This window comes from Salinicoccus kekensis (assembly GCF_900220995.1).
Classification (GTDB): Bacteria; Bacillota; Bacilli; order Staphylococcales; family Salinicoccaceae; genus Lacicoccus; species Lacicoccus kekensis.
The window spans coordinates 279,849-302,684 of sequence record NZ_OBQF01000002.1 but is presented as its reverse complement, the minus strand read 5'-3'; the positions used below and the strand labels follow the sequence as shown (position 1 = coordinate 302,684).

Genomic DNA, 22,836 nt, shown 5'->3' with positions numbered 1-22,836 from the left:
CTTATATCATTTCTTCTGAAACGTCATAAACCTCATGATAAGGTTTCGACTTCAGCACACTCTCATCGCGGTCGAGACCTTTATCTGTACCTCGCTTCTGATGTGCATGTGAATAGGCTTCGGAGTCCTGCCAGTTCCTGAAAGCCTCTTCGGATGTCCACTGGGTCAGGACGATATAGGTATCGCCATCAAGCGGCCGGGAAACTCTTATGGCCTTAAAGCCTTCTTCGTTTTCGATTTTCTTCGGACGGTTCAAAAATCTTGCTTCGAATTTCTCCCGGCCTTCGGGTTTAACGGGTATGCAGTTCAAGACGACGGCGCCGCTGTCTTCCAGGCTGCCGGCCTGGTCGATGACTTCATAGTGGTCATCGCCGATTTGAATGTTTTTGCTTTCTTCTTTTACCTCGATCGTCTCATCAGTGTTTTTCTGTTTAAGCAGTATATTAATCACGTTCAGCCTCCAAAATAATATTAAATGTCATTAAAAATGCAATCGCTCTTCCATTTCCCCGAAAGCTTCCAGCAGTGTCTTCTGCCTGAAGTCAAAAATCTCCTCAAGGCGCTTTTCAACCACCAGTTTGTGGGCGGCGCGTCCGATGATCTGGAATGGAAGGATGTAATTCACCGTATCGATGATTTCCACACCGCCTTCAATTTCGCGGAAATGATGCTGGTGATGCCAGAATTTGAACGGGCCGAAGCGCTGTTCATCGACAAAATACTTCCCCTCTTCAACATGTGTGATCTCAGTGATCCATTTGACGGGGAACTTCGGGAAGGGTTCGATGTTGTATTGGATGATCATCCCGGCGTACATGCCGGGGAAGTCCTCACCAATCATCTTGAATGGCATGTCCCCCGGGGTGATTTCCTCGAGTTTCTGAGGGTTGGAAAAGAATGCCCAGGCTTCTTCGGGGGTGACGGGCAGTGTCTGATGACGGGTCAAAGTATACATCTTCATTTGGATATACTCCTTCTCAGATTCACTTTTATGATGCAGTTTATACATCTGAATCTTTTTGTAACGATTCCCCTCCCTCTATAAATTGAAACGTCCGGAGGATTACGTATATAATTCATTATAAGGTAAAGAAGGGGAAAGAGGCGATTTGAATGGCATTGAAAGCACTTGATATTTACGAAGATATCATGCTGAACCATCCTGTGGAAGCACAGGGAGCGAGCATCAGCATGTACAGGATGACACTTGAAGCATGGCGGCGGGGGATTGAAGTGAGGTTCATGACGGTGTACGTGAAGAACCGCATCAAGATCCGGCATAAGCTGTCCTACGGCGGCAGGGAATACAGGTTCCAGCTGTCCCTCGGCGATAAGGTCGCAAAAGAGGCAAGGCAGATCGGCAAGAGCAAGGAGCTGACGAAGCAGCATCTGGCTGCAGCGGGTGTTTCCGTGCCGGAAGGTAAAGTTATCTCAGTTCAAAATAATGATTTTGAAGAAGCCCTGGAATATGCGGAATCAATCGGCTACCCGGTGATCGTCAAGCCGGCACACGCGAGCCTTGCGATCGGGGTGCGGACGAATCTTATGGACAGGGGGTCACTGTCTGCGGCCCTGGAACATGTCCACGGTGAACTGGGGTACACTGAAATTATTGTCGAGCGTCATGCAGAGGGGTTCGACACGAGGGCGTACGTCATCGAGGACGAAATGATTGCCGCATTCAAACGGATCCCGGCCCATATTGAAGGGGACGGTGAACACTCCATTGGACAGCTGATAGAGCTCAAAAACCAGCGGCGTAAATTGAATCCGCATTTGAGCAACAGCCGGATCAAAATGGATGACACCCTCACCGATTACATCGGCCGTCATGGCTATACTCTTGATTCAGTGCCGGAAAAGGGTGAAAAAATCAATTTAACAGACAGTACATTTGCGAGCAACGCGGCGGACACGGTGGATATCACCGATAATGTCACCGAAGATTATAAAATGACCGCAGTCAACGCAGTGAAAAGCATACCCGGTATGAACATGGGCGGGGTCGATATCATCAGGGATGCGGAAAATGATGTCAACAAAGTGCTTGAAATCAACTGCAGACCCGATCTCGGCGGTCATATGTTCCCGATTTACGGGGAATCAAGGGATGTCGCAAAGAAAATCGTCGACTACTATTTTCCAGAGACTGCATCAATGGATACCGGCATCAATGAATACTTCACCTTCGACTTTGATGGTATCTTCCGGTTCCTTAAAAAAGGTATAGTGAAAGAAGTCATATTGCCGCCGCTGCCGAAGAGCAAGGTTGAAAATGTCCATCTGGAGCTGAACGGCAATATCAACTATTACCGGAACGTCCTGCTCAACTCGGCGGCAGGCCACAGGCTCGGCGGAAATATAAGGATGCTTGGGAAGAACAGGGCGAAGATGGTGGTGGCAGGGACGACGAAACATCTGACATCATTTCTGCAGGAACTGATCAAGATCGCCCCTAAACTGAACGTCACGGTCACCGCCCAGAATGAATGGGATTCACTGCTGATGTATAAATTCGAAATGCCGGAACAGACGGCATCTATCCCTCTAAATCGCCTGAGGAGGGAGAATATGGAGATGAGGGAAGAAATTGAAGCCTTGAAAAAAGAGCTCGCCGCCGTGAGAAACGGCAGCCCTTTATAAAGAAAATATAAAGAAGGTCTCAGTCATAATTTCTGACTGAGACCTTCTTTATTTACTCCGTCACCTGTTCACCGATTGGTGTTTTGACCTTCTTCCTGGATTTCAGGTAGCCCATATCTCCGATATGGTAGATGAAGTTCAGGACGATGGCGGTCGTGCTGCCCATGACGATGCCGCTTTCAGTGATCACCTTAAGGTTGTCGGGGACGATTGCGAACATTTCAGGGACGACGGTCACGCCGAGGCCCATGCCGATGGAGATCGCAACGATCATCAGGTTCCTCTGGTCGCTGAAATCGACGCGGCTGAGCATCTTGATGCCGTAGGCGATGACCATGCCGAACATGGCGAGCATCGCGCCTCCGAGTACGGAAGTCGGGATGGCGATTGTGATGGCCCCGATTTTAGGGACGAGGCCGAGCAGTATGAGCATGCCGCCTGCGATATAGATGATCTGGTTGCTTTTGACGCCGGACAGCTGCACAAGTCCGACGTTCTGCGAATAAGTCGTGTAGGGGAATGCGTTGACGAGTCCGCCGAGGATGATGGCGATGCCTTCGGCACGGTATCCTCTCTTCAGGTCGTCACCTTCCACTTTCTTATCTGTGATGTCGCCAAGGGCGAAATAAACACCCGTTGCTTCGACGAGGCCGACTGTCACGACAAGCATCATTGTAAGTATCGGGATCAGATGGAACTCAGGTGTCCCGAAATAAAAGACCTGCGGCAGATGGAACCATGACGCTTCGCCGACTGCACTGAAATCGACCATGCCCATGAATCCTGCCACCACGGTGCCGATGATGATGCCTGAAAGTATCGAAATCGATTTGATGAAGCCTTTACCGAAACGGAACAGGATCAGTATGACCGCGAGTGTGCCGAAGCCGAGCATAAGGTTGGTCATCGAGCCGTAATCTGCGCTGCCCTGGCCGCCGGCGATATCATTCATCGCGACCGGCACGAGGGTGACACCGATAATGAGGACAACAGCGCCCGTGACGACCGGCGGGAAGAGCCTCACCAATTTGCTGAAGAACGAGCCGATCAGGATGACGAAAAGGCCTGCGGTGATGATTGCCCCGTAAATTGCCGGTATGCCGTAAGTGTTGCCGATGGCGATCATCGGACCGACGGCCGTGAATGTACAGCCGAGCACGACAGGGAGGCCGATGCCCGAGAATTTCTTTTTCCATACCTGCAGGATCGTCGCAACGCCGCACATCATGATGTCGATGGCAATCAGGTAGGTGAGCTGTGCGGCTGTCAGGCCGAGGGCGCTGCCGACGAGGAGCGGCACGACGACTGCACCTGCATACATCGCGAGAACATGCTGGAGTCCGAGTGAAAGCTGCTTCGTTTTGGATAACTGCATCAGTTTTTCACCTCATCGACGAATTTGATCTCTCCGGCACCGAGCGACCGGATGCGTGCGAGTGACTCCACGTGATAACCGGCCTCACGCAGTTCATTGCCGCCTTTTTGAAACGATTTTTCAATGACGATGCCGACGCCTGCGACTGTGGCTTCCGCTTTTTTGACAATATGTATGAGTGCATTCGCCGCTTCACCGTTTGCAAGGAAGTCATCGATGATGAGCACATTGTCTCCCGGCTGGATGAATTTTTCTGCGACCGCAATATTGTTCGTCTCCTGCTTCGTATAGGAGTAGACGTCCGCCGTCAGAAGCCCGTCGGTGAGCGTAAGGGATTTCCGCTTCCGTGCGAATACGACGGGTACGGAGAGCTCAAGTCCCGTCATGACGCTCGGGGCGATGCCGGATGACTCCAGCGTCAGGATTTTATCGATTTTAACCCCTTCGAACCGTGTTTTGAATTCTTTCCCGATCTCCACCATGAGCACCGGGTCGATCTGATGGTTCAAAAACTGATCCACCTTCAAAACCGTTTCCGATAAAGCCGTACCATCTTTGATGATTCTATCCTTCAGTAATTCCACAATGACACCTCATTCTTATAATTAAAAAAACACCCGGAGCGTTTCATCATAGGATGAGTACACTCCGGGTGCAGACAGACCACGGCAGCCACCCACCCATAGTCGGGAATTTTAAGGCTTCCCGGTAGAAACTTGCAGACCATATCACTGCGATTATATGAGTGTCGGTTTATTTGATTGATATTTATAATAACATAGAACACGAACTTATCAAGGTCATTATCTGGGTTTTTTAATCAAAATAACGTTTTCATTAAATTTATGAGGCGTAACTTTCGTGTTTTTATAATCGAGGTGATAGAGACATACGTCTTTACATTTAGTACTTACGTTGCTAATATATAATCAAGAGGTGATGATATTGAACAAGGAGTTAAAGGTTTTTAAGAGCGGCAACGGACAGGCGATATCACTGAAGAAAAAAGCAATGGAAGATATGGGGCTCGAGATAGGAGACACATTAGTCTATTCAAAGTATGAAGATGGCATAGTCATTACTAAAAAAACTGAAAAAAATTTCGAGGAAAGATGGAATGAGTTCTTTGAAAATGGAGGCTCGTATCATGATAAAGAATCTTATGACTGGGGAGAGCCGCGCGGGAGAGAAATATGGTAAATCAATATGATGTCATAATGATTGATTTAGACCCGGTAAAGGGACGTGAAAAAGGAAGATACAGACCATGTGTAGTGGTAAGTAATTCAACTTATAATCAACGGGTTAGAAAGGTATGGGCAATTCCGGTGACAAGCCGTGATTTGAAATATCCTACGGATGTTCCCATTGAAACGATAGAGGGGAACATTCACGGTGTCATCGACTGTTCAGAAATCCGTACATTGGATTTAATTGAACGTCCATTCAAAGTGAAAGATAGGATCAACATGGCTTCTATAGTAAGGGTGAATGATGTTATCACTACAATAATGCAACTTTAATAAAAAGGACCGGCATATGGGTGGAAATGCAGTTTCATATCAGTAAAAATCGGCTTCCCCGGATTAAAATTCATATTCTAATCCGGGGAACCTTTATATGTAAAGCTTAATTGGCGTATGTACAGTACATCTTGTGTGCTGCTGTTGAAATTAAGGGCGAAGTATTAAAAGTTCATGATACAGGAAGATTTTCTGTATAATTTAAGGTGAACACTACTGTTCAAAGGGGAGGAATATAATATGATTCAGTCTTTAAACGATTTTTTCAGGAAAACATTCCAGTTCAGGGGGAGGGCGACAAGGAAGGATTACTGGCTGCCGACTTTTGCCCTGGTGGTGGCGAGCGTGTTGATACGTTCATTGAACCTGCCGCGCCGGCTGGAGGATGTCATCGGCGTCATTTCCGTCCTGCCGTCGATCAGCCTGACGTCGAGGCGATATCAGGACGCAGGGGTGTCGGGCTGGTTCCAGCTCCCTCAGCTGCTGTCGTTCCTGCTGCTGCCATTGGTGTTCATGAATTTTGTGGCAAAATGGATGAAAGCCGTCATCATCACCGTCATCGCACTGTTCAATACAGTCGGCATCATATTGACACTTCTGCCGAGCGACCGGCTTAGGAAATAGAGGAAAGGTCTGGTGACGATATTCGTGGATGAACTCCATATTTCTAAAGAGAACATCATAAGGAACGCACTGCAGGAGCAGATCATCAACCATACGCTGCAGCCGGGGGATAAGGTGCCGAGTGAAAATGCGCTCGCTGATGAATATCAGGTGAAGCGGATCGAAGTCCGCAATGCCCTAGTCACGATGGAAAAAATGGGCTTGGTTGAAAGCAGGCAGGGGGTCGGGCGTTTCATCAAGAAGAAGATACCAACGATTGAACTGGATATTTCCGGACGTGTCAGCTTTTCCGAGAAGATGAAAAACCAGAACCTTCCATATAGAAGTGAAGTGATCCATGCAGATTATGCATCCGACGAAGAAATCCAGCTGTATGCCGACCGCATCAACTGCGATCCGGATGAGCAGATATTCAAAGTTGCACGGCTCAGGATCGTCTATGATATCCCTTGCGCCATCCATATTTCATACATCCGGGAGAAGTTCGTTCCTGATATCGAGAGGGATAAAAATCAACTCGATTCGGTCTTCGGATATTACCAAAAAGAAGGTTTTACAAATTTAAAATCAAAGACATCCGTCATTTCTACGGCATTTCCGACAATCGATGAGCAGCAAATATTAAAGTGTAACGAATTGGTACCGCTCTTCATATACGAAACGGACACTCACGATGAAGAAAGAGGCATCCAGCTCGAATTTGTCCGCATCCTCTACAGAAGTGACCTTTTCAAACATAAACTGATTACAACTCAGTAAAAGTAATATTGATTTGCTCTGTCAAAAGACTTTGATAAGCGCTTTAAATTTCATAAGACTTTTTTTCATTAAAATATCCAGATCCCTGATGATGTGCATCAAGGTCTGGACATTTTTTATTTATGAATTTTTATTTTCACCACTATTTTACGCATTTCTAATATCTTCCAATAGCTCTTCATCATCTTCAAAATTGAATATGGAGATTTCATTTGAAGACAGTAACTTGATGAAATCCTCCTTTGGCATTTCAGCAAGTTCAGCACACTGCCCCAAGGAGAGTTTTCTTTCTTTGTAATACTTCACTGCCAGTGTCTGTTTCATATCTTTTACAATATCTTCATCACTTGTTCTTAAGGAAAGTACTATGTCTTCTGGAATGGTGATCTTCGTTTTGTATTCCATAAAAATCACGTCCTTTCATAATATCATTATACCTTAAATTTACTGAAGTCAGAATATTTTTGACTTTCATAGCTCGAGTCCCTTATGAAATCATCAGCGGACGCAAAATCTCATTGTAAAGATTTTGCGCACGTTTTTTCATTTTACCCGCTGATTGTATTCCAGTCTTTACATACTTTACAGACTCTTAAATGTTTTCAGCTTGGCAACAAGTTAGCATTATTCATGAGGGAGGCGGATGACATGAACAAGAAAAAATGGACAACCTTATTTATCCGTTACGGAAAAGAAGAAGCGGCGGAATTCTACGCCTTACATAAAGATCAGATGGAATGTACCACGGTCTCGGGACCGATGGAGGGACTCACGATGATCAAGGTGCGGGAACATGCACAGAATTCATTGTTCTACCTCGGTGAAGTGCGGGTCACCGAAACGAAGCTCAGGCACGGGAAGGAAATCGGTCTCGGTGTCGTGAAAGGCGACGAGCCGGAACTCAGCACCGCGCTCGCATTCATCGATCTGTGCTTCAAGACAGATCAGTTCACCGATACCCTGAACAATATTTTAAGTGATCTGGAAGACCGTGAAACAGAAGCGGTGCATAAAAAAACACAGGAAATTCTACGTACTAAAGTGAATTTCGACATGATGAACGATTAGGAGGCAGTCAATTGAATACACAGATCCATCAGACGCAGAAACATTACAGGACACTCGTCGACATATTCAGCTATCCGGGCAAGATTTCCGCAACGATGGAAAGCATGGATAACTACAGCACATTCGGTGACGGGGTGCTGATGACGGCGGTGACGCTGCTCGACAACGAAGTGACATTCCATACGACATTCAAAAGCGACGGCCAGGAGATCTCCCTTCTGACGGGGAGCGAACCGGGAGCGGACATTGGAAGCTCGGATTATCTGATCGTGAAGGAGAAAGATCTGGAAGCTCCGATGTTTGAAGAGGCGGCGGCAGGCACGCTCGCTTCACCTGAAAAATCGGCCACATTGGTCATCGAAGCGGACTCGCTGCACGAAGGCAGCCGGTACCGTCTGACGGGCCCGGGCATAAAGGAAGAAACGACCATCAATATTTCACTGGAACCGCGCTGGATTGGACTCAGGAATGAGAAATGTAAAGAATATCCGCTCGGCGTGGATATGATACTTACAGACAGTACGAACAATATGATGGCAATACCAAGAACTACGAAAATCGAGGTGATATAAATGGGTTACGTTGCTGTAAAGGGCGGAAAAGAAGCCATTGAAAAATCCGTTGAAATGTACAAATCAAGGCGTTTCAGGGAAGGGCACGACATTGAAGTCGAAAACATAAAGACGAACATGCGCCAGCTCATCAACCAGGTCATGTCGGAAGCGAGTTTCTACGACAGGGATTTATGCGCGCTCGCGATCAAGCAGGCGGAAGGGAACATGGAGGAAGCGGTCTTCCTGATGCGTGCCCACCGCTCGACACTGCCTAGGCTGTATTATTCCACGGTGACCAATACGCGGGAAATGTTCGTCAAAAGGCGCGTTTCTGCGAGCTTCAAGGATATACCGGGCGGCCAGATACTCGGTGCTTCCCCGGACTACACCCACCGCCTGCTGGATGACGCCCTTCTGGGGCTGCAGACGCTCGCGGATTATGTGACGGATGAAGACGAGGAAGAGATCGAATATGAGTACAAGCTTGATGCACTGCCGAAAGTCATCGACTACCTGGAGGCGGAAGGCCTTTATTCGAAGCCTGAAATCGATGATACACCGCCGGATGACATCACGAAGAAGTCGATAGAGTATCCGTCATCGAGGAGTGAACGGCTGCAGTCGCTCACACGCGGCCAGACCGGTGCGGTCACTTCGCTCGGTTACGCCGAAATCAGGGGCTACGGCTTCTCGACGCATCCGAACATCGGCGAATGCCGGGTCGGGGATCAGCCGATCCATATCGGTGATATGGACGGGGAGGAATATTTCATCGGGGATATCGAGCTCACCGAAATCGATGCTTTCCTGCCGGATGAAAAAGAGAGCTCGGATAAAGAGGATTATCAGTCGGAGATGACGTTCAACATCGGCTACGGCCTTACATTCGGACAGAATGAGACGAAGGCGATCGCGATGAGCGTGCTCGATTACAGCCTGTCGCATCCGGTGGAGAATGCACCGACGACGGATGATGAGTTCGTGCTGTACCATATCGATTCAGTCGAATCGACGGGTTTTATTTCACATTTGAAGCTGCCGCATTACGTGACGTTCCAGTCGAAGCTGGACCGCATGAGGCAGTCGGGAAGGAAGTCGGAATAATGGTTCAAAATTTTGCATTTCTCGATGAACATTCGAAAAAGGAGATCCGCCGCAAAACATTGAAGGCGATCGCGGTACCGGGCTACCAGGTGCCGTTCGCATCAAGGGAGCTGCCGATCGCACGCGGCTGGGGCACAGGCGGCCTGCAGCTGACGCTCTCGCTCATCGGGCGGGACGACATCATCAAAGTGATCGACCAGGGGTCTGACGAATCGGTGAACGCGGTCAATATCAGGAAACTGATCCAGGACACCACAGGTGTTCCGGAGACGATCGATATGAATGAGGCGACACTGGTCCAGTCACGCCACAGGATACCGGAAGTACCGCTCCGTCCGTCGCAGATACTTGTGCTTCAGGTTCCGATGCCTGAACCGCTCCGGGCGGTCGAGCCATCCGAACGGGTGACGAAGGCGCTGCACGGCGATAAGGAATACAGCGGTGCATGGATCAAGATGTTCGAACAGATCATGAAGTACGGCCATGTCACGGATGATGCGGACTATCCGGTGCTCGTGAACGGAAGATACGTCATGGCACCGAGCCCGATCCCGAGGTTCGACAACCCGAAGATGAACGACAACGAAGGATTGATACTGCTCGGGGCCGGCCGTGAGAAGAAAATCTATGCAGTGCCGCCGCATACGCATGTGGCCTCCCTTGCATTCGACGACCATCCGTTTGAGATCGAAGATTTTTCAGATAAAGTCTGCCGGGAGTCCGGTGTAAGCGGCGTCTTCATGGACGAGCTCATCGATCCGGATACAGGTGAAAACTATTATGTCACAAATGATACAAGCTACATGCTTGAGCAATTGAACAAGGAGGAAGAGCATGTCAACTAATGATATCGTGATGTCCATCCGCGACGTGTCAAAACGATTCGGCGAAGGCTGTGAGGTCTGCCGGGAGGATACATCCACATTGAACGGCAACATCTGTCCCAACTGCGGCACCGTGCATGCGGTCCGCGACATCTCATTCGACCTGCATGAAGGTGAAATACTCGGCATTGTCGGCGAGTCCGGCAGCGGCAAGAGTACGCTGATGAAGATGATGTACTTCGATCAGGAGAACACATCGGGGGACTACTACCTGCGCTCGTATGAGGAAGGCGCTGAAAACGTCTTTGACGTGTCATCCCAGAAAAAACGCGAGATCCGAAACGAGCAGCTCGGCATGGTCTACCAGAACCCGCTGCACGGTCTGAAAATCAACTTTTCGTCGATGACGAACATCGCCGAGAAATTGATTGCGGGCGGCAGCAGGAACGTCGGTGAAATGACGGCGCGCGGTGATATGTTCCTTGAAAAAGTGAACATCCCGTTATCGAGGAAGTTCGAAGCGCCGAAAAACTTCTCGGGCGGCATGCAGCAGCGGGTACAGATCGCAAAAGCGCTGTCCAACTACCCGCCGATACTGCTCCTTGATGAAGTGACGACGGGGCTCGACCTGTCGGTCCAGGCGGATGTGCTTGAACTGATCAAGGAAATCCAGAGGGAGATGGGCGTCAGCATGATTGTCGTTTCCCATGACCTCGCCATCATCCGGATGCTGTGCGACAGGACGATGGTGCTGTTGAACGGTGAAGTCATCGAAAGTGGCATCACCGATCAGATTTTGGAAGACCCGCAGCACGAATACACACAGCAGCTTGTCTACTCGATTCTTTAGGAGGAACCATTTTGAAAGTAATCATAAACGGTAACATCATTTTGGAAGATGAAATGCTCGAAAATGGTGCAGTCGTCATCGATAAGGACATGATCATAGATATACTGCCTGCAGCAGAGGCGGGGAATTATGTCAAAGATGCATCTTCAGTCATCGATGCGAAGGGCGGCTACATCACGCCGGGCTTCATCGACATCCATTCAGATTATATAGAGGGTATCGTCGCCCCGCGCCCGACGTCCATGATGGACGTCCACCTCGGGATACGCGAATCCGAACGCATTCTGAGCTCACACGGCATCTCAACGATCTTCCATTCACTGTCGATCTATAAGAAGGATATGTTCGGCCATAAGCCGGTCCGGTCGCCAGAGAATGTGGATAAGCTCATCCGGGCGATTGATCAGACCCACAATGAAAAAAGGCTGATCAGGCATCGCCTGCATGCGCGTTTTGAGATCGATTCGGTCGAACAGGTCCCGATGATCAGGGAGCACATTGAAGAGGACCGTGTCCATCTTCTCAGTTTCATGGACCACACGCCGGGCCAGGGGCAGTACCGGGATATTGAAATGTACCTGAAGACGATGAAAGGCTACCAGGACTTATCCGATGCCCAGATCGTGCAGGTGATGGAACAGAAGCAGAGCCATGACACATTGTCATTTGAAGATATGAAAGAGCTTGCGGATCTCGCCATCAGCAAGGGGATCGCCGTCGCGTCTCATGACGATGATTCAACGGAGAAAATCGACCTTGCCAGAAAGCTCGGCACGACGATCAGTGAATTTCCGATATACATGGATGTCGCAAAATACGCCCACGGCGGGGACATGCATACGCTCGCCGGTGCACCGAACATCATGCTCGGCGGCTCGCACTCCGGAAACCTGAATGCGCGTGAAGCCATTGAAGCGGGCTGCATCTCCATACTGTGCAGCGACTATTATCCGGCATCGATGCTGCACGGCGTTTTCCAGCTGCACCAGCAGTACGGTGTGCCGCTCGCGGAAGCGGTAAAGCTGATCACCATCAATCCGGCAAAAGCGGTCAATATGGATGATGAAATCGGCTCGATCCAGGTCGGCAAAAAAGCGGACATCAACGTGATCCAGATGGATGATGACTATCCGATGATCACAGAATGCATCGTCAACGGCTTCACCGTGAGCCGTTATCATTACAGAGTGGAGTGAGAGAATGTTAACAGTTGAAAATTTCGGCAAATCGTTTACGACCCATCATTTGAACCAGACGCGTCAGGCTGTATCCGGCATCTCCTTTAATGTTGAAAAAGGTGAATTCCTGGGCATCGTCGGGAAGAGCGGCAGCGGCAAGTCGACGGTGTTGAAAAGTATCTACGGCACTTATAAACCGAATGAAGGGCAGATCCTCTATGATTCCGAGCGCTTCGGCACGGTGAATCTGCATGAAATCCCGGACCATGATCTGATCAGGCTCAGGAAGACTGAAATCGGCTATGTATCCCAGTTTTTGAAAGTGATGCCGAGGACGACGTCCTTTGAGCTTGTCGTATTGTCACTGCTTGAGATGGGCGTGGACCGGGTGACGGCGGAAGTGACCGCCGAGGAGACGCTCCGCCATTTCGACCTGCCCGAGGCATTATGGCACAACTATCCGAACACTTTCTCAGGCGGCGAGAAGCTCAGGCTGAACATCGCATGTGCAGTCGTCAAGGCACCGAGGCTTTTATTGCTTGATGAACCGACAGCCTCGCTCGACCAGGCATCGAAGCTTAAGGTGCGGGAGGCCGTCTCAAAGCTGAAGGACAGTGGCACGACACTGATCGGCATCTTCCACGACCTAGAATTCATGGAAGGGCTGTGTGACAAAGTGTATGACATGTCCGCACGTGCAGTGAAGGAGACGGTATGATGCGTGTCGACCTTCATGTACACAGCAGCCATTCGGACGGGGCCGACAGCCTGGAGACGGTGATTGAGAAAGCCCGTCATGCGGGAGTCACCACACTCAGCTTCGTCGATCATGACATCACCGGGACTTATGAGGCGGCACTGCCGGCGGCGGAAGAAGCGGGGATCGACCTGATCCCGGGGATTGAAATTTCTGCCTATGACTTCAAACGGAAGAGGAAAATCCATGTGCTCGGCTACAGCTATGACCTGGAGGCCCCGAATATCAAAGCGCTCACGGAACCGCTGCTTGAGCGGCGCCATAAGCATTCACTGCAGCAGATCGAAAGCATCAACGCAGCCGGCTGCAGAGTGGACGCGGAGGCGATCGCAGAAATTGCGGCACCGTCCCGTGTGATATACAAACAGCATATCATGCGGTATTTGACGGATAACGGCTATGAATCGGAAGCCTACCAGCATCTTTACAAATCCCTTTTCAAAGGGGACGGTCCTGCAGCCGGGGACATCGAATACATCGATGCACGGGATGCACTCCGTGCAATCAGGGCGGACGGGGGACTTGCCGTCATCGCCCATCCCGGCCAGATGGACAGCTACGACTTCATCGAAGAGAATACGGACCTGATTGACGGGCTGGAACTGCTCCATCCGGATCACAACGAAGATGACCATGCGCGCATCCGGGAAATTGCGGATGGATATGGACTCGCGCTAACGGGCGGCAGTGATTACCACGGCAGCTTCGGTGTAGAAGTGCCCATCGGTGTCGACGCCGAAATGTTAAGGTTTGAGCGGCATTTGTTGGGAGATTCTTAACTTGTGTTAAGAGATGGTAAATCGTATTTACGCGCGGATGAATATCGTTTTTAATGAGGTAGGAATACAAAATCAATCACTAAGGAGCAAGTCTATTCATGAGAAATTTAATGTACTTATTATTGGGTCTCACAGTCTTTCTTGCAGCATGCGGCAATGGTTCAGGTGAGGATGCTTCCGCTGAGGGCAATCCGGATGAATCGGACAGTGCTGAGGCGAACGATGATCCGATCGTCCTCGTATGGTATCCGAACGAATCGGGCAACGAGCTGGAAGACGGCCGTGATGAAATGGGCGCAATCATCGAAGAGGCGACCGGACGTGAAGTTGAACATCAGCTGACGACGGATTATGCGATCGCAATCGAAAGCATCGTCAATGACAACGCAGACCTTGCATTTACAGGCGCAGAAGGTTACATACAGGCAAACGACAGAAATGACGCAATACAGCCGCTGGTCGTGCCATCAGGCCCGTCAGGGACTGAAGAAGACGCACTTTACTACAGCTGGTTTGCGGCTACCCCTGAAAACATGGAGGAATATTCGGACGGCGAAGGCGGCTATGCCCTCGATAACTTCGAAGACAAGAACTTCTCGTTCGTATCATCGTCATCCACATCAGGATTCAGGGTACCATCCTCCACACTGGTCGCACACTTCAGTGAGCAGGAAGAATATGCAGATCTTGAAGCGGAAGACCTTGCTGAAAGCGGCACGCTTTTCAATGAAGTGATGTTCGGCAACACGCACCAGGGTTCTGCAGTGAACCTCTTAAACGGCAGGGCGGATATCGCGGCGTTCTGTGATACGTGTGTCGAGAACTACGTTGAAGTGGTCGACGGCGAAGAGAATACGGCAGGCGCAATCTACCAGATCTCAGAAGATGCTGCACAGCCTTTCGAGAGCATGGGCGGCGAAGAGTTCGGCATCATCTCAGCAACCCCGGTACTGAACGCACCGTTCATCATGAACACAGGCACATTGAGCGAGGAAGAAGTTGCATCGCTGAGTGAAACGATGACTTCGGACGAAGTCGCAAATAACGAGAAAATCTTCGTCCCTGAAGATTCCGATGCACCGGCACTGTTCACGAAATCAGCGGATGAAAGATTCGTCGAAGTTGAAGATTCATGGTTCGACCCGATCAGGGAACTCAACCAGTAATTTATAAGAAATTCATAAAAGAAGGGAGATGGCTCCCTTCTTTTAATTAGGAGGAATATGAGTGGCCACCCAATTGAAAAGCCGTTCAAAAGTAACAGAAAAGAAAGCCGATCCCGTCATATTCAATTTTCCGGAAGAAGCACAGCTTGAGGAAACCATTGAGCGTCCGGTCATCATGCAGGTGAAGAATCTGCACAAAAATTATACGAAAGACACCAAAGTGCTGAAGGACATCAATTTCGACATCAGGGAAGGCGAGCTTTTGTCGATCATCGGACCTTCGGGTGCCGGTAAATCGACATTGTTGCGCACGATCAACCGGATGATCGAACCGACCAGCGGCGAAATCATCTTCGGTGATGAAAATATCACAAAACTTAAGGGCAAAGGTCTAAGGAAAATGCGTACGGACATCGGCATGATCTTCCAGCACTACAACCTGGTCGACCGTCTGAGCGTATTCGAAAACGTGCTGCACGGCCTGCTCGGCTACAAGAACAGCCTGCAGGGTATACTCTCCCTTTATTCAGAGGAGGAAAAGGAAAAGGCACTTGAGATCATCACGGAACTCGGAATCGAAGACCACATCTATAAGCGCTGCGATGAACTGTCCGGCGGCCAGAAGCAGCGTGTCGGCATCGCAAGGGCATTGATCCAGGATCCAAAAATCATACTCTGTGATGAACCGATCGCTTCACTCGACCCGAGGGCATCCATGGTCATCATGGAATACTTGAAACGCATCTCGCGCGAGCGCGGCATCACGGTCATCGTGAACCTCCACCAGGTCGACGTCGCCAAAAAATATTCCGACCGGATGATCGGACTGAACGCCGGTGAGATCGTCTTCAACGATGCCCCGGAAGTGATGGATCAGGGCATCGTCACAAAAATCTACGGCTCCAAAGCTGATGAACTGATAGTGGAGTAGGGTGAAAAATTATGAGCAGTAAATCATCGACACAACATTTATCCAGGGTGAACATCATCCGGAAGAAACATATCAGGCTGACGATCGCGGCCCTCATCATTCTTGGGCTGATCATCCTCGCGGGTGAGATCACCAGTTATGATCATATCGACGGTCTCTTAAGCATCCCGGCAGCAATTTCGTGGCTGTTTTCGAACATGCTTTTCTCCGCGGGGACGCTTGCGAACTTCCCGACGGTCCTCAGGCTCCTGTGGGAGACGATCCTCATCTCGATCGTATCGACGACGACGGCTTCAGTGTTCGCGCTCATCTTCGCCCTGCTCGGTTCACAGCTGACCCAGGTGAATACATTTCTGATGTATGTGGCGAAACTCGTCGCTTCCGTCAGCCGTAACATCCCGGTCGTGGCCTGGGCACTCATACTTGTCCTGAGTTTCGGGACGAACTCGGCAACAGGATTCCTTGCATTGTTTTTCGCGACATTCGGCTTCCTCGTCCGGGCATACATAGAAACGATCGATGAAGCGAGCAGCGATTCGATCGAAGCCCTGAGGGCGACCGGGGCGACCTATCCGCAGATGATCTTCAAGGCGGTGCTCCCGGGCAGCATGCCCCAGCTCTTCAGCTGGACGCTGTTCATGATAGAGACGAACATCAGGAGCGCCACACTCGTGGGGCTGCTCACAGGTACGGGGATCGGTTATTTATTCGACCTCTACTATAAGCAGCTGAATTACGAAATGGTTTCCCTGATCACGCTGTCGATCGTCGTTGCGGTATTGATCATTGAAGCGATTTCGAACCGCATCAGAAGGGAGATCATTTGATGGATATTCAATTGGACCGTACAAATGACGGCAAAATAAAGATCAACCGGCCCACACGCGGACAGAAATCCCTGAAATGGATTCTGATCGCGACGGCGATATTCACGGTTGCCGGATTCTTCATGATGGATTACAGCGGGCTTGTGCTGTCACAGGCGATCGCCGACACCCTGAACAACCTGTATCAGATGTTCCTGCAGCCTGAACTGAGCCAGGTCGGCTTCGGGACGGCGATGTCACAGGTGGTGGTGACGCTGTCGCTCGCATTCCTCTCGACCATCTTAGGTGCGGTGATTTCACTGTTCCTCGCATTCGGGACGGCAGTGAATCTATCCAAACCGTGGCTCAGCACTCTGATCAAAGGCGTGATCACGATCGCCCGTGCAGTGCCGACCGTCCTGTGGGTGCTCATATTCGCAATCGCAGCGGGGCTCGGTTCCATTGCGGCGGTGATCGGCATGATGTTCCACTCGGTCGCCTATCTCGTCAAGGCATACTCCGAAGCGTTCGAGGAGATCGATGAAGGGAAGATCGAGGCACTGCGTGCAACGGGTTCGAGCTACTGGCAGATTCTTTTCCAGGTCGTCATACCGGAGACGAAGAGCTACCTCATTTCATGGACGTTCCTGCGCTTTGAGATCAACTTCGGCGTCGCGGTCGCCATGGGTGCTGCTGCAGGTGCAGGCGGCATCGGTTATGAACTCTTCATGTCGAGCACTTTCTACTATGATATGAATGAAGTGGGCATGATTACGATCATCATACTGATCGTTGCGATCATACTCGAGCTCATTGCGAACAGGCTGAAGATCAAAGCTTAAAATTATATGGATATGAAAAAAACCGTACGCCGCTTCCACAGGAAGTCCGACGTACGGTTTTTAATATTCTCAAAAGAACTGCAGTATGAGTATCCCGGAAACGATGATCACAGCGGCGATGATGCGCCTCGGGCCGATCGGCTGCTTCGGCAGCCCGAGCAGTCCGAAATGATCGATCAGCAGACCCATGATGATCTGTCCGAAGATGGCCGACATCATCGTGAGCGTCACCCCGAGGTAGGGCATCAGGAGTATGTTCATCCCGATGTAGAGCGCCCCGAGCAGTCCGCTTGAAAAGTGCCATGGCTTCAGTGAAGTGCCGCCTGCTTTGAAATTGAAGGATAACCTCCGGTGCACGATGAGCGCGATGAAGAAGAGGGCGATCGTCCCCATCAGGAATGATATGAACGCTGCAAACAGCGTCGAATCGATTTCCCGGCTGAGCGCGCTGTTCACTGCGGTCTGCATCGGCGGGAGCATCCCCGTGAACAACCCGAGGAATACCCAGGCCCGGGAGTGCTGTTTCCCGACCGCGAGCTTTTTATTGATGTTCATATAAATGATGCCGATGATCAGCAGCATCACACCTGCAAGGTGCATCGGATGGAACGGCTGGGGCACGGCTTCGAACCAGCCGAAAGTGTCGATCATGAGGCCGATGATCATCTGTCCCGTCACTGTCACGATCACGGTGAGCGCCGCCCCGATCCGCGGCAGCAGCACGATGTTCGCCGTGAGGAAAACGACGCCCATCAGTCCCCCGACGAACCATATGTATGAATAATCCTGCGCACCGAAGAATGATGCGGAGAACTTTTCGGTGTTCAGAGCCAGGTTCACGGCGAATAAAGCGATCGTCCCGACCAGGAATGAATAGAATGATGTGATGAAGACGGCCCTTGAAAACCTTGAGAATTCTGCATTGATGGAAGTCTGCAGCGGTACGGCCATACCGCCGAGGACACCGAGCAATATAAGGAGGTACACGGCATTGCCTGCTTTCTTTGTAGGCCCGGACGCTTTGGATCCAGGCATAGTTATGATATCTGATATGACAATCATATCATTTTTCCAGTATATCAATTGAGAGTTTTTCACTAAACAAGTAATATAGTAAGGTGATACTGACCATAGGAGAGATAACCAATGAATGTTTCAGATGCAATCAGGACAAGAAGAAGTGTGAAGATCTTTAAGGATACGGAACCGCTTGACCGTGAAACCGTTGAAAGTCTGATCGAAGCGGCCACATGGGCTCCGAACCATTACTTCACCGAGCCGTGGAGATTCATTGTGGTGCAGGGCGAAGGACGGAAGCAGCTGTCGGATGTCATGAAGAAATGGGCAATTGCGAAAGCGGATGACCCGGAGTCGCCTGAAGCCGAAAAACGCATCATGAAAATGGCAGCGAAGCCGCTGCTTGCCCCGACGATCATCATCGCCGTACTTTCAAGGGACCTCGACAATAAGAAGGCGATTTATACGGAGGACGTCTGTGCAGTTGCAGCCGCCGTGCAGAATATGCTTCTTGAAGCCCACAGCAAAGGCATCGGAGCAATCTGGAAAAGCGGGCCGGCATATCATGCAGAGCCGGTCAAGGATTACTTCAATCTGCGTCAGGATGAGGAGATCCTCGGTGCAGTATTTTTAGGCGAATCCGCGATGAAGAAAGATCTCAAAGTCCACAGGGTGGCGCATCAGGAGAAGACTGAATGGATTACAGGTGAAACGGAATAATGAGGAAAATCCTGGCAACAGTCTTATTCTTTTTGGGTACATTATTAATGTTCGGAACGATGACGATCATTCCGGAAAACTGGATCATCCCCTCATATATCGGGGTGGCCATACTATTCATCATCGGCTTGTATATGAGTTATTCGGCCGAACTTTAAAGGAAACGGAGACTGTAACGTGAAGAATATATTTGAAGTCCTATTGGAACGCAGCCGTCTGCTGGTGATTCTGATCATCACCATCGCACTGCTCGGCGTATACACATTTCTTACCATTGAGAACAGGGAAATACCTGAGGTCGAAGTCAACATCATCAATATAACGACACCATGGCCCGGCGCCGACAGGGCGGATGTCGAGACGAACATCACCAATGTGATTGAAAGTGATATATTCGGTATAGATGGCATCGACACTGTGTCATCCGTCTCACAGGATGATATTTCAGTCGTCACCATGGAGCTCACGGATGAAGCTGAGCCGGACCAGGTGGAGAATGATATCAACAACCTGGTCGGCCAGGTATCCGGCGACCTGCCGGAAAATGCAGCCCAGCCGCAGGTGGAAAGCGTGAGCAATGCGTTCCCGCTGCTCAGCTACATATTCCAGAGTGAAAACGGGGAAGGGCTCGAAGATCTGAGGAACCAGGTCGATGATCTGGCCCTTGATGTGACGCAGATGGATGGCGTCAGCGATGTCACGATCAAAGGGTACGATGACCGTACGGTCAATATCGACCTCGACCGTGAGGCGCTGGAGGAAAACCAGATCACCCCGGATCAGATCATCCAGGAGATCGACCAGTCCTTCAATCCGGTCATCCTCGGAAGCCAGGTTGAAGATGATGAAAACATCCGGCTGAGTTTCGAGAGCATGGCCCCGCTCGAGACGTTCGAAAGCATCCGGATCGGGGATGATGACACACTCCTTACGGACATCGCGTCCATAGAACTCACTGCTGATGAGCGGGAGGACATCATCGAACATAACGGGGAAGAGGCTGTATCATTCACAGTGTTCCTGAGCCCCGGTGAGGATGTGCCTTCGACCTCGGAAAGCGTCGAAGCGGTCGTTTCAGAGCATACGGACCAGTTTGATGAAAATATATCCGTCACGACGATATCATCGGAGCGTGAGAATGTTGAGGACATTTTCGTCGGGCTGTACACATCACTCCTGCTCGCGCTCGTCGCAGTGATCATCGGTACATCACTCGGATTATCGTTCATCGGTTCCGCCGTAGTGATGATCACCGTCATACTGTCCATCTTCATCGGCCTGATCCCGCTGCCGTGGCTCGGGGTCGACCTGAATCAGATTTCCGTCATCGGGCTGATCATCGCACTCGGTATACTCGTCGACGACTCGATCGTGGTCAACGACAATATCGAACGCCGGCTGTCGGTCGGTGACAGCAAGCGAGATGCAATGTACAACGGCATGAAGGAAGTTGCGCCTTCCGTCATCGCCTCGACGCTTGCGATCGTCCTCGCGTTCTCGCCATTGCTTCTCCTGTCCGGAGCGAACGGTGAGTTCATACGCGCACTGCCGAGCATCCTGATCACGACGATCATCGTTTCGACGATACTTGCGATCTTCCTTGTGCCGGCATTGAGGTACCTCATGCCCGTCAAGAACATTTCTGAGAATGCAGGGATTTTCGGCAAGGCGTTCACGGGACTCTCGAACTGGTATGCGGACAGGATGCTGCCGAAATTCATCAGGCGGCCTGTCATCACGTTCAGCATCGTGCTGGTCATCGGTCTGCTGTCACTTGGACTTGTGCGGTTCACGCCATTTGAATTCTTCCCTGAGGCGGACCGGTCGGAAGTGACCGTGGATGTACTGTTCGATGACGGACAGACGATTGAGGAGACACATGAACGCACAGGTGATATCGTCGATTATCTGGGCGAGAACATCGATAACCTGGAAGGCGTGACCCGGTTTACGGGATCAGGGCTTCCGAACCTGTTTGGTGCATCCCTCGACCAGTCCGGCGAACACACTGCCCAGATTGCCTTATACATCGATAAGGAAGTCATGAGTGCTTCAGAGGTCATCGACACTTATGAAGCGGATCTCCGTGAGGAATTCCCGGAGGCGAAGATCTTTATGGACACGATCGTCCAGGGCCCGCCGGAAGGTGCGCCTGTGACGCTCGACGTCTACAATCAAGATCTCGGCCTCCTCGAAGAGTCACTTGAGACCTTCAGGGAAGGACTCGAATCGGAAGGTGCAGTCGTCACCTCCAACATGGGTGAGCCGGTGGACACCGTCAAGTATGCCATCGACCAGGAGGCACTGGAAGATGCAGAGCTTTCCGTCTCCCAGGTGAAGAATGAACTGAACCTGCTCGGACAGGGCATACCTGTCCAGGAAATCATCGTCGAGGATGAGCAGGTCGAATCGACGATGAAGTATTCAGGTGAATATGACCTGGAAGATATAGACATCATCAAGTTTTCAGGGGAAGAGCCTGAAACGTTCCCGCTTGCTGATTTCGTCGACCTTGAAGAGACGAACGAATACCAGACGATCGCCCATGATAACGGGGACCGCCAGGTTTCGATGGAAGTCTACAACCTGGAGGAAAATGAAGTCGGGGAAATCGTGGACGGGCTTTCAGGGGATCTGAACGATTCGACTGAAATCGTCGTCGGCGGGGAATCCACAGATCAGACGGATTTCTTCGTTGAAATCGGCGTCCTGTTCGCAGTGATCGTCGTGCTCGTCTATCTTGTGATCGCATTCGAGTTCAACTCGCTCGTGCTGCCGCTCGTCATCGTATTCAGCATCTTCCTTTCCATCAGCGGCGGATTCATCGGCCTGTTCGTCACCCAGACGCCGCTGTCCTTCATGGGCGTCATGGGTATGGTGTCCCTTGCCGGAATCGTCGTGAGGAACGCGGTCGTGCTGGTCGACTTCATCGAGGCGCGCAGGAAGGACGGCAACTTCGTGATCAATGAAGCGATCATCGAAAGCGGACGTGCCAGAATGAGGCCGATCCTGCTGACGACGATCACGACGATCATCGCGCTGCTGCCTGTCGCACTCGGCGGCGACCCGCTGTTCGAGCCGCTCGCCATCACCATCATCGCGGGCCTTGCGTTTTCATCGGTGCTGTCGCTGATCGTGACGCCGAGCCTGTATATGATCTACTACAGAATAAAGTACAAAGATTGATGAAATGGATCGCCTCCTGCCTGGTGCAGGGGGTGATTTTTATTATCTGAAAATATAATTGTAAGCGGATACAAAAAGATTGTAACAACCGGAATTATCGGATAAAATTGAATCATATCAAACAAAGGGG

At 50.5% G+C, this 22,836-nt stretch carries 26 protein-coding genes and 1 riboswitch; of the genes, 20 read left to right on the top strand and 6 right to left on the bottom strand.

The annotated features are described in order from the left end of the window. Window position 1: 1 nt before the first annotated feature. Both CRN96_RS06255 and CRN96_RS06250 read right to left on the bottom strand, forming a co-directional pair. Window positions 2-451: an antibiotic biosynthesis monooxygenase family protein gene (locus tag CRN96_RS06255; protein ID WP_097040237.1), complete on the bottom strand. Its 450-nt coding sequence runs from the start codon at window positions 449-451 to the stop codon at window positions 2-4. Window positions 452-481: 30 nt separating this feature from the next. Continuing rightward, the gene (locus tag CRN96_RS06250; protein WP_245844565.1) at window positions 482-1,009 is read right to left on the bottom strand and encodes an SRPBCC family protein; all 528 of its coding nucleotides are present in this window, start codon (window positions 1,007-1,009) and stop codon (window positions 482-484) included. 104 nt (window positions 1,010-1,113) lie between these two features. On the opposite strand from CRN96_RS06250, the gene CRN96_RS06245 reads away from it, so the two are divergent. Then, a complete protein-coding gene (locus CRN96_RS06245; protein WP_097040235.1) occupies window positions 1,114-2,643 on the top strand; it encodes an ATP-binding protein in 1,530 nt (509 codons plus the stop codon). Window positions 2,644-2,695: 52 nt separating this feature from the next. Here CRN96_RS06245 and CRN96_RS06240 read toward each other — a convergent pair whose 3' ends face one another. After that, the gene (locus CRN96_RS06240; RefSeq protein ID WP_097040233.1) at window positions 2,696-4,018 is read right to left on the bottom strand and encodes a nucleobase:cation symporter-2 family protein; all 1,323 of its coding nucleotides are present in this window, start codon (window positions 4,016-4,018) and stop codon (window positions 2,696-2,698) included. Then, window positions 4,018-4,602 carry a xanthine phosphoribosyltransferase gene (locus CRN96_RS06235; RefSeq protein WP_097040231.1) on the bottom strand — a complete coding sequence of 195 codons (585 nt, stop codon included), beginning with the start codon at window positions 4,600-4,602 and terminating at the stop codon, window positions 4,018-4,020. Before CRN96_RS06235 ends, CRN96_RS06240 begins: the two co-directional genes overlap by 1 nt. Before the next feature lie 79 nt (window positions 4,603-4,681). Continuing rightward, a riboswitch (purine riboswitch) is annotated at window positions 4,682-4,783 on the bottom strand. 180 nt (window positions 4,784-4,963) lie between these two features. Here CRN96_RS06235 and CRN96_RS06230 point away from each other — a divergent pair. From CRN96_RS06230 to CRN96_RS06215, 4 genes are all read left to right on the top strand, one after another. Next, complete coding sequence (locus CRN96_RS06230) at window positions 4,964-5,218, top strand: AbrB/MazE/SpoVT family DNA-binding domain-containing protein (protein ID WP_097040230.1); 255 nt, start codon at window positions 4,964-4,966, stop codon at window positions 5,216-5,218. Further along, window positions 5,212-5,541, top strand: coding sequence for a type II toxin-antitoxin system PemK/MazF family toxin (locus tag CRN96_RS06225; RefSeq protein ID WP_097040228.1), 330 nt, complete (start codon window positions 5,212-5,214; stop codon window positions 5,539-5,541). Before CRN96_RS06230 ends, CRN96_RS06225 begins: the two co-directional genes overlap by 7 nt. Window positions 5,542-5,781: 240 nt before the next feature. Beyond that, window positions 5,782-6,165, top strand: a complete 384-nt coding sequence (locus CRN96_RS06220; RefSeq protein WP_097040226.1) for a DUF805 domain-containing protein — start codon at window positions 5,782-5,784, stop codon at window positions 6,163-6,165. A gap of 12 nt (window positions 6,166-6,177) precedes the next feature. Further along, window positions 6,178-6,924, top strand: a complete 747-nt coding sequence (locus CRN96_RS06215) for a GntR family transcriptional regulator (protein ID WP_245844564.1) — start codon at window positions 6,178-6,180, stop codon at window positions 6,922-6,924. Between the two features lie 147 nt (window positions 6,925-7,071). Here the strand turns inward: CRN96_RS06215 and CRN96_RS06210 are convergent, their stop codons facing one another. After that, window positions 7,072-7,329: a UPF0175 family protein gene (locus CRN96_RS06210; RefSeq protein ID WP_097040224.1), complete on the bottom strand. Its 258-nt coding sequence runs from the start codon at window positions 7,327-7,329 to the stop codon at window positions 7,072-7,074. 243 nt (window positions 7,330-7,572) lie between these two features. Here CRN96_RS06210 and CRN96_RS06205 point away from each other — a divergent pair, with 243 nt between their 5' ends. From CRN96_RS06205 to CRN96_RS06150, 12 genes are all read left to right on the top strand, one after another. After that, window positions 7,573-7,992 (top strand): phosphonate C-P lyase system protein PhnG, encoded by a 420-nt coding sequence (locus CRN96_RS06205; RefSeq protein WP_097040221.1) that lies wholly within the window; start codon window positions 7,573-7,575, stop codon window positions 7,990-7,992. Between the two features lie 11 nt (window positions 7,993-8,003). Next, window positions 8,004-8,564 carry a phosphonate C-P lyase system protein PhnH gene (gene phnH, locus CRN96_RS06200; RefSeq protein WP_097040219.1) on the top strand — a complete coding sequence of 187 codons (561 nt, stop codon included), beginning with the start codon at window positions 8,004-8,006 and terminating at the stop codon, window positions 8,562-8,564. After that, window positions 8,565-9,650, top strand: a complete 1,086-nt coding sequence (locus CRN96_RS06195; protein WP_097040217.1) for a carbon-phosphorus lyase complex subunit PhnI — start codon at window positions 8,565-8,567, stop codon at window positions 9,648-9,650. After that, window positions 9,650-10,495 carry an alpha-D-ribose 1-methylphosphonate 5-phosphate C-P-lyase PhnJ gene (locus CRN96_RS06190; protein ID WP_097040215.1) on the top strand — a complete coding sequence of 282 codons (846 nt, stop codon included), beginning with the start codon at window positions 9,650-9,652 and terminating at the stop codon, window positions 10,493-10,495. The genes CRN96_RS06195 and CRN96_RS06190 overlap by 1 nt, the downstream gene beginning before the upstream one ends. Then, entirely contained in the window at window positions 10,485-11,324 is an 840-nt protein-coding gene (locus CRN96_RS06185) for an ATP-binding cassette domain-containing protein (protein WP_097040213.1), read from the top strand. The genes CRN96_RS06190 and CRN96_RS06185 overlap by 11 nt, the downstream gene beginning before the upstream one ends. A gap of 11 nt (window positions 11,325-11,335) precedes the next feature. Next, window positions 11,336-12,520, top strand: coding sequence for a phosphonate metabolism protein PhnM (gene phnM / locus CRN96_RS06180; RefSeq protein WP_097040211.1), 1,185 nt, complete (start codon window positions 11,336-11,338; stop codon window positions 12,518-12,520). 4 nt (window positions 12,521-12,524) lie between these two features. Further along, window positions 12,525-13,220: a phosphonate C-P lyase system protein PhnL gene (locus CRN96_RS06175; RefSeq protein WP_097040208.1), complete on the top strand. Its 696-nt coding sequence runs from the start codon at window positions 12,525-12,527 to the stop codon at window positions 13,218-13,220. Then, the gene (locus CRN96_RS06170) at window positions 13,217-14,038 is read left to right on the top strand and encodes a PHP domain-containing protein (protein WP_342745138.1); all 822 of its coding nucleotides are present in this window, start codon (window positions 13,217-13,219) and stop codon (window positions 14,036-14,038) included. The genes CRN96_RS06175 and CRN96_RS06170 overlap by 4 nt, the downstream gene beginning before the upstream one ends. Before the next feature lie 110 nt (window positions 14,039-14,148). After that, window positions 14,149-15,204: a PhnD/SsuA/transferrin family substrate-binding protein gene (locus CRN96_RS06165; RefSeq protein WP_245844563.1), complete on the top strand. Its 1,056-nt coding sequence runs from the start codon at window positions 14,149-14,151 to the stop codon at window positions 15,202-15,204. 61 nt (window positions 15,205-15,265) lie between these two features. Continuing rightward, window positions 15,266-16,135 carry a phosphonate ABC transporter ATP-binding protein gene (gene phnC / locus CRN96_RS06160; RefSeq protein WP_425442515.1) on the top strand — a complete coding sequence of 290 codons (870 nt, stop codon included), beginning with the start codon at window positions 15,266-15,268 and terminating at the stop codon, window positions 16,133-16,135. A gap of 11 nt (window positions 16,136-16,146) precedes the next feature. After that, a complete protein-coding gene (locus CRN96_RS06155) occupies window positions 16,147-16,962 on the top strand; it encodes a PhnE/PtxC family ABC transporter permease (RefSeq protein ID WP_097040202.1) in 816 nt (271 codons plus the stop codon). After that, the gene (locus CRN96_RS06150; RefSeq protein WP_097040200.1) at window positions 16,962-17,783 is read left to right on the top strand and encodes a PhnE/PtxC family ABC transporter permease; all 822 of its coding nucleotides are present in this window, start codon (window positions 16,962-16,964) and stop codon (window positions 17,781-17,783) included. The genes CRN96_RS06155 and CRN96_RS06150 overlap by 1 nt, the downstream gene beginning before the upstream one ends. Window positions 17,784-17,852: 69 nt before the next feature. Here the strand turns inward: CRN96_RS06150 and CRN96_RS06145 are convergent, their stop codons facing one another. Beyond that, complete coding sequence (locus CRN96_RS06145; protein ID WP_245844562.1) at window positions 17,853-18,818, bottom strand: DMT family transporter; 966 nt, start codon at window positions 18,816-18,818, stop codon at window positions 17,853-17,855. Window positions 18,819-18,929: 111 nt separating this feature from the next. Between CRN96_RS06145 and CRN96_RS06140 the strand changes: the two genes are divergently transcribed. From CRN96_RS06140 to CRN96_RS06135, 3 genes are read left to right on the top strand one after another with little or no spacing between them, the layout of a single operon-like run. Continuing rightward, on the top strand, window positions 18,930-19,520 hold the full coding sequence (locus CRN96_RS06140) for a nitroreductase family protein (RefSeq protein ID WP_097040198.1): 591 nt from the start codon (window positions 18,930-18,932) through the stop codon (window positions 19,518-19,520). A gap of 32 nt (window positions 19,521-19,552) precedes the next feature. Then, complete coding sequence (locus tag CRN96_RS13450) at window positions 19,553-19,678, top strand: hypothetical protein (RefSeq protein WP_281254127.1); 126 nt, start codon at window positions 19,553-19,555, stop codon at window positions 19,676-19,678. 19 nt (window positions 19,679-19,697) lie between these two features. Beyond that, on the top strand, window positions 19,698-22,706 hold the full coding sequence (locus CRN96_RS06135) for an efflux RND transporter permease subunit (protein ID WP_097040195.1): 3,009 nt from the start codon (window positions 19,698-19,700) through the stop codon (window positions 22,704-22,706). The last annotated feature ends 130 nt before the right edge of the window (window positions 22,707-22,836 follow it).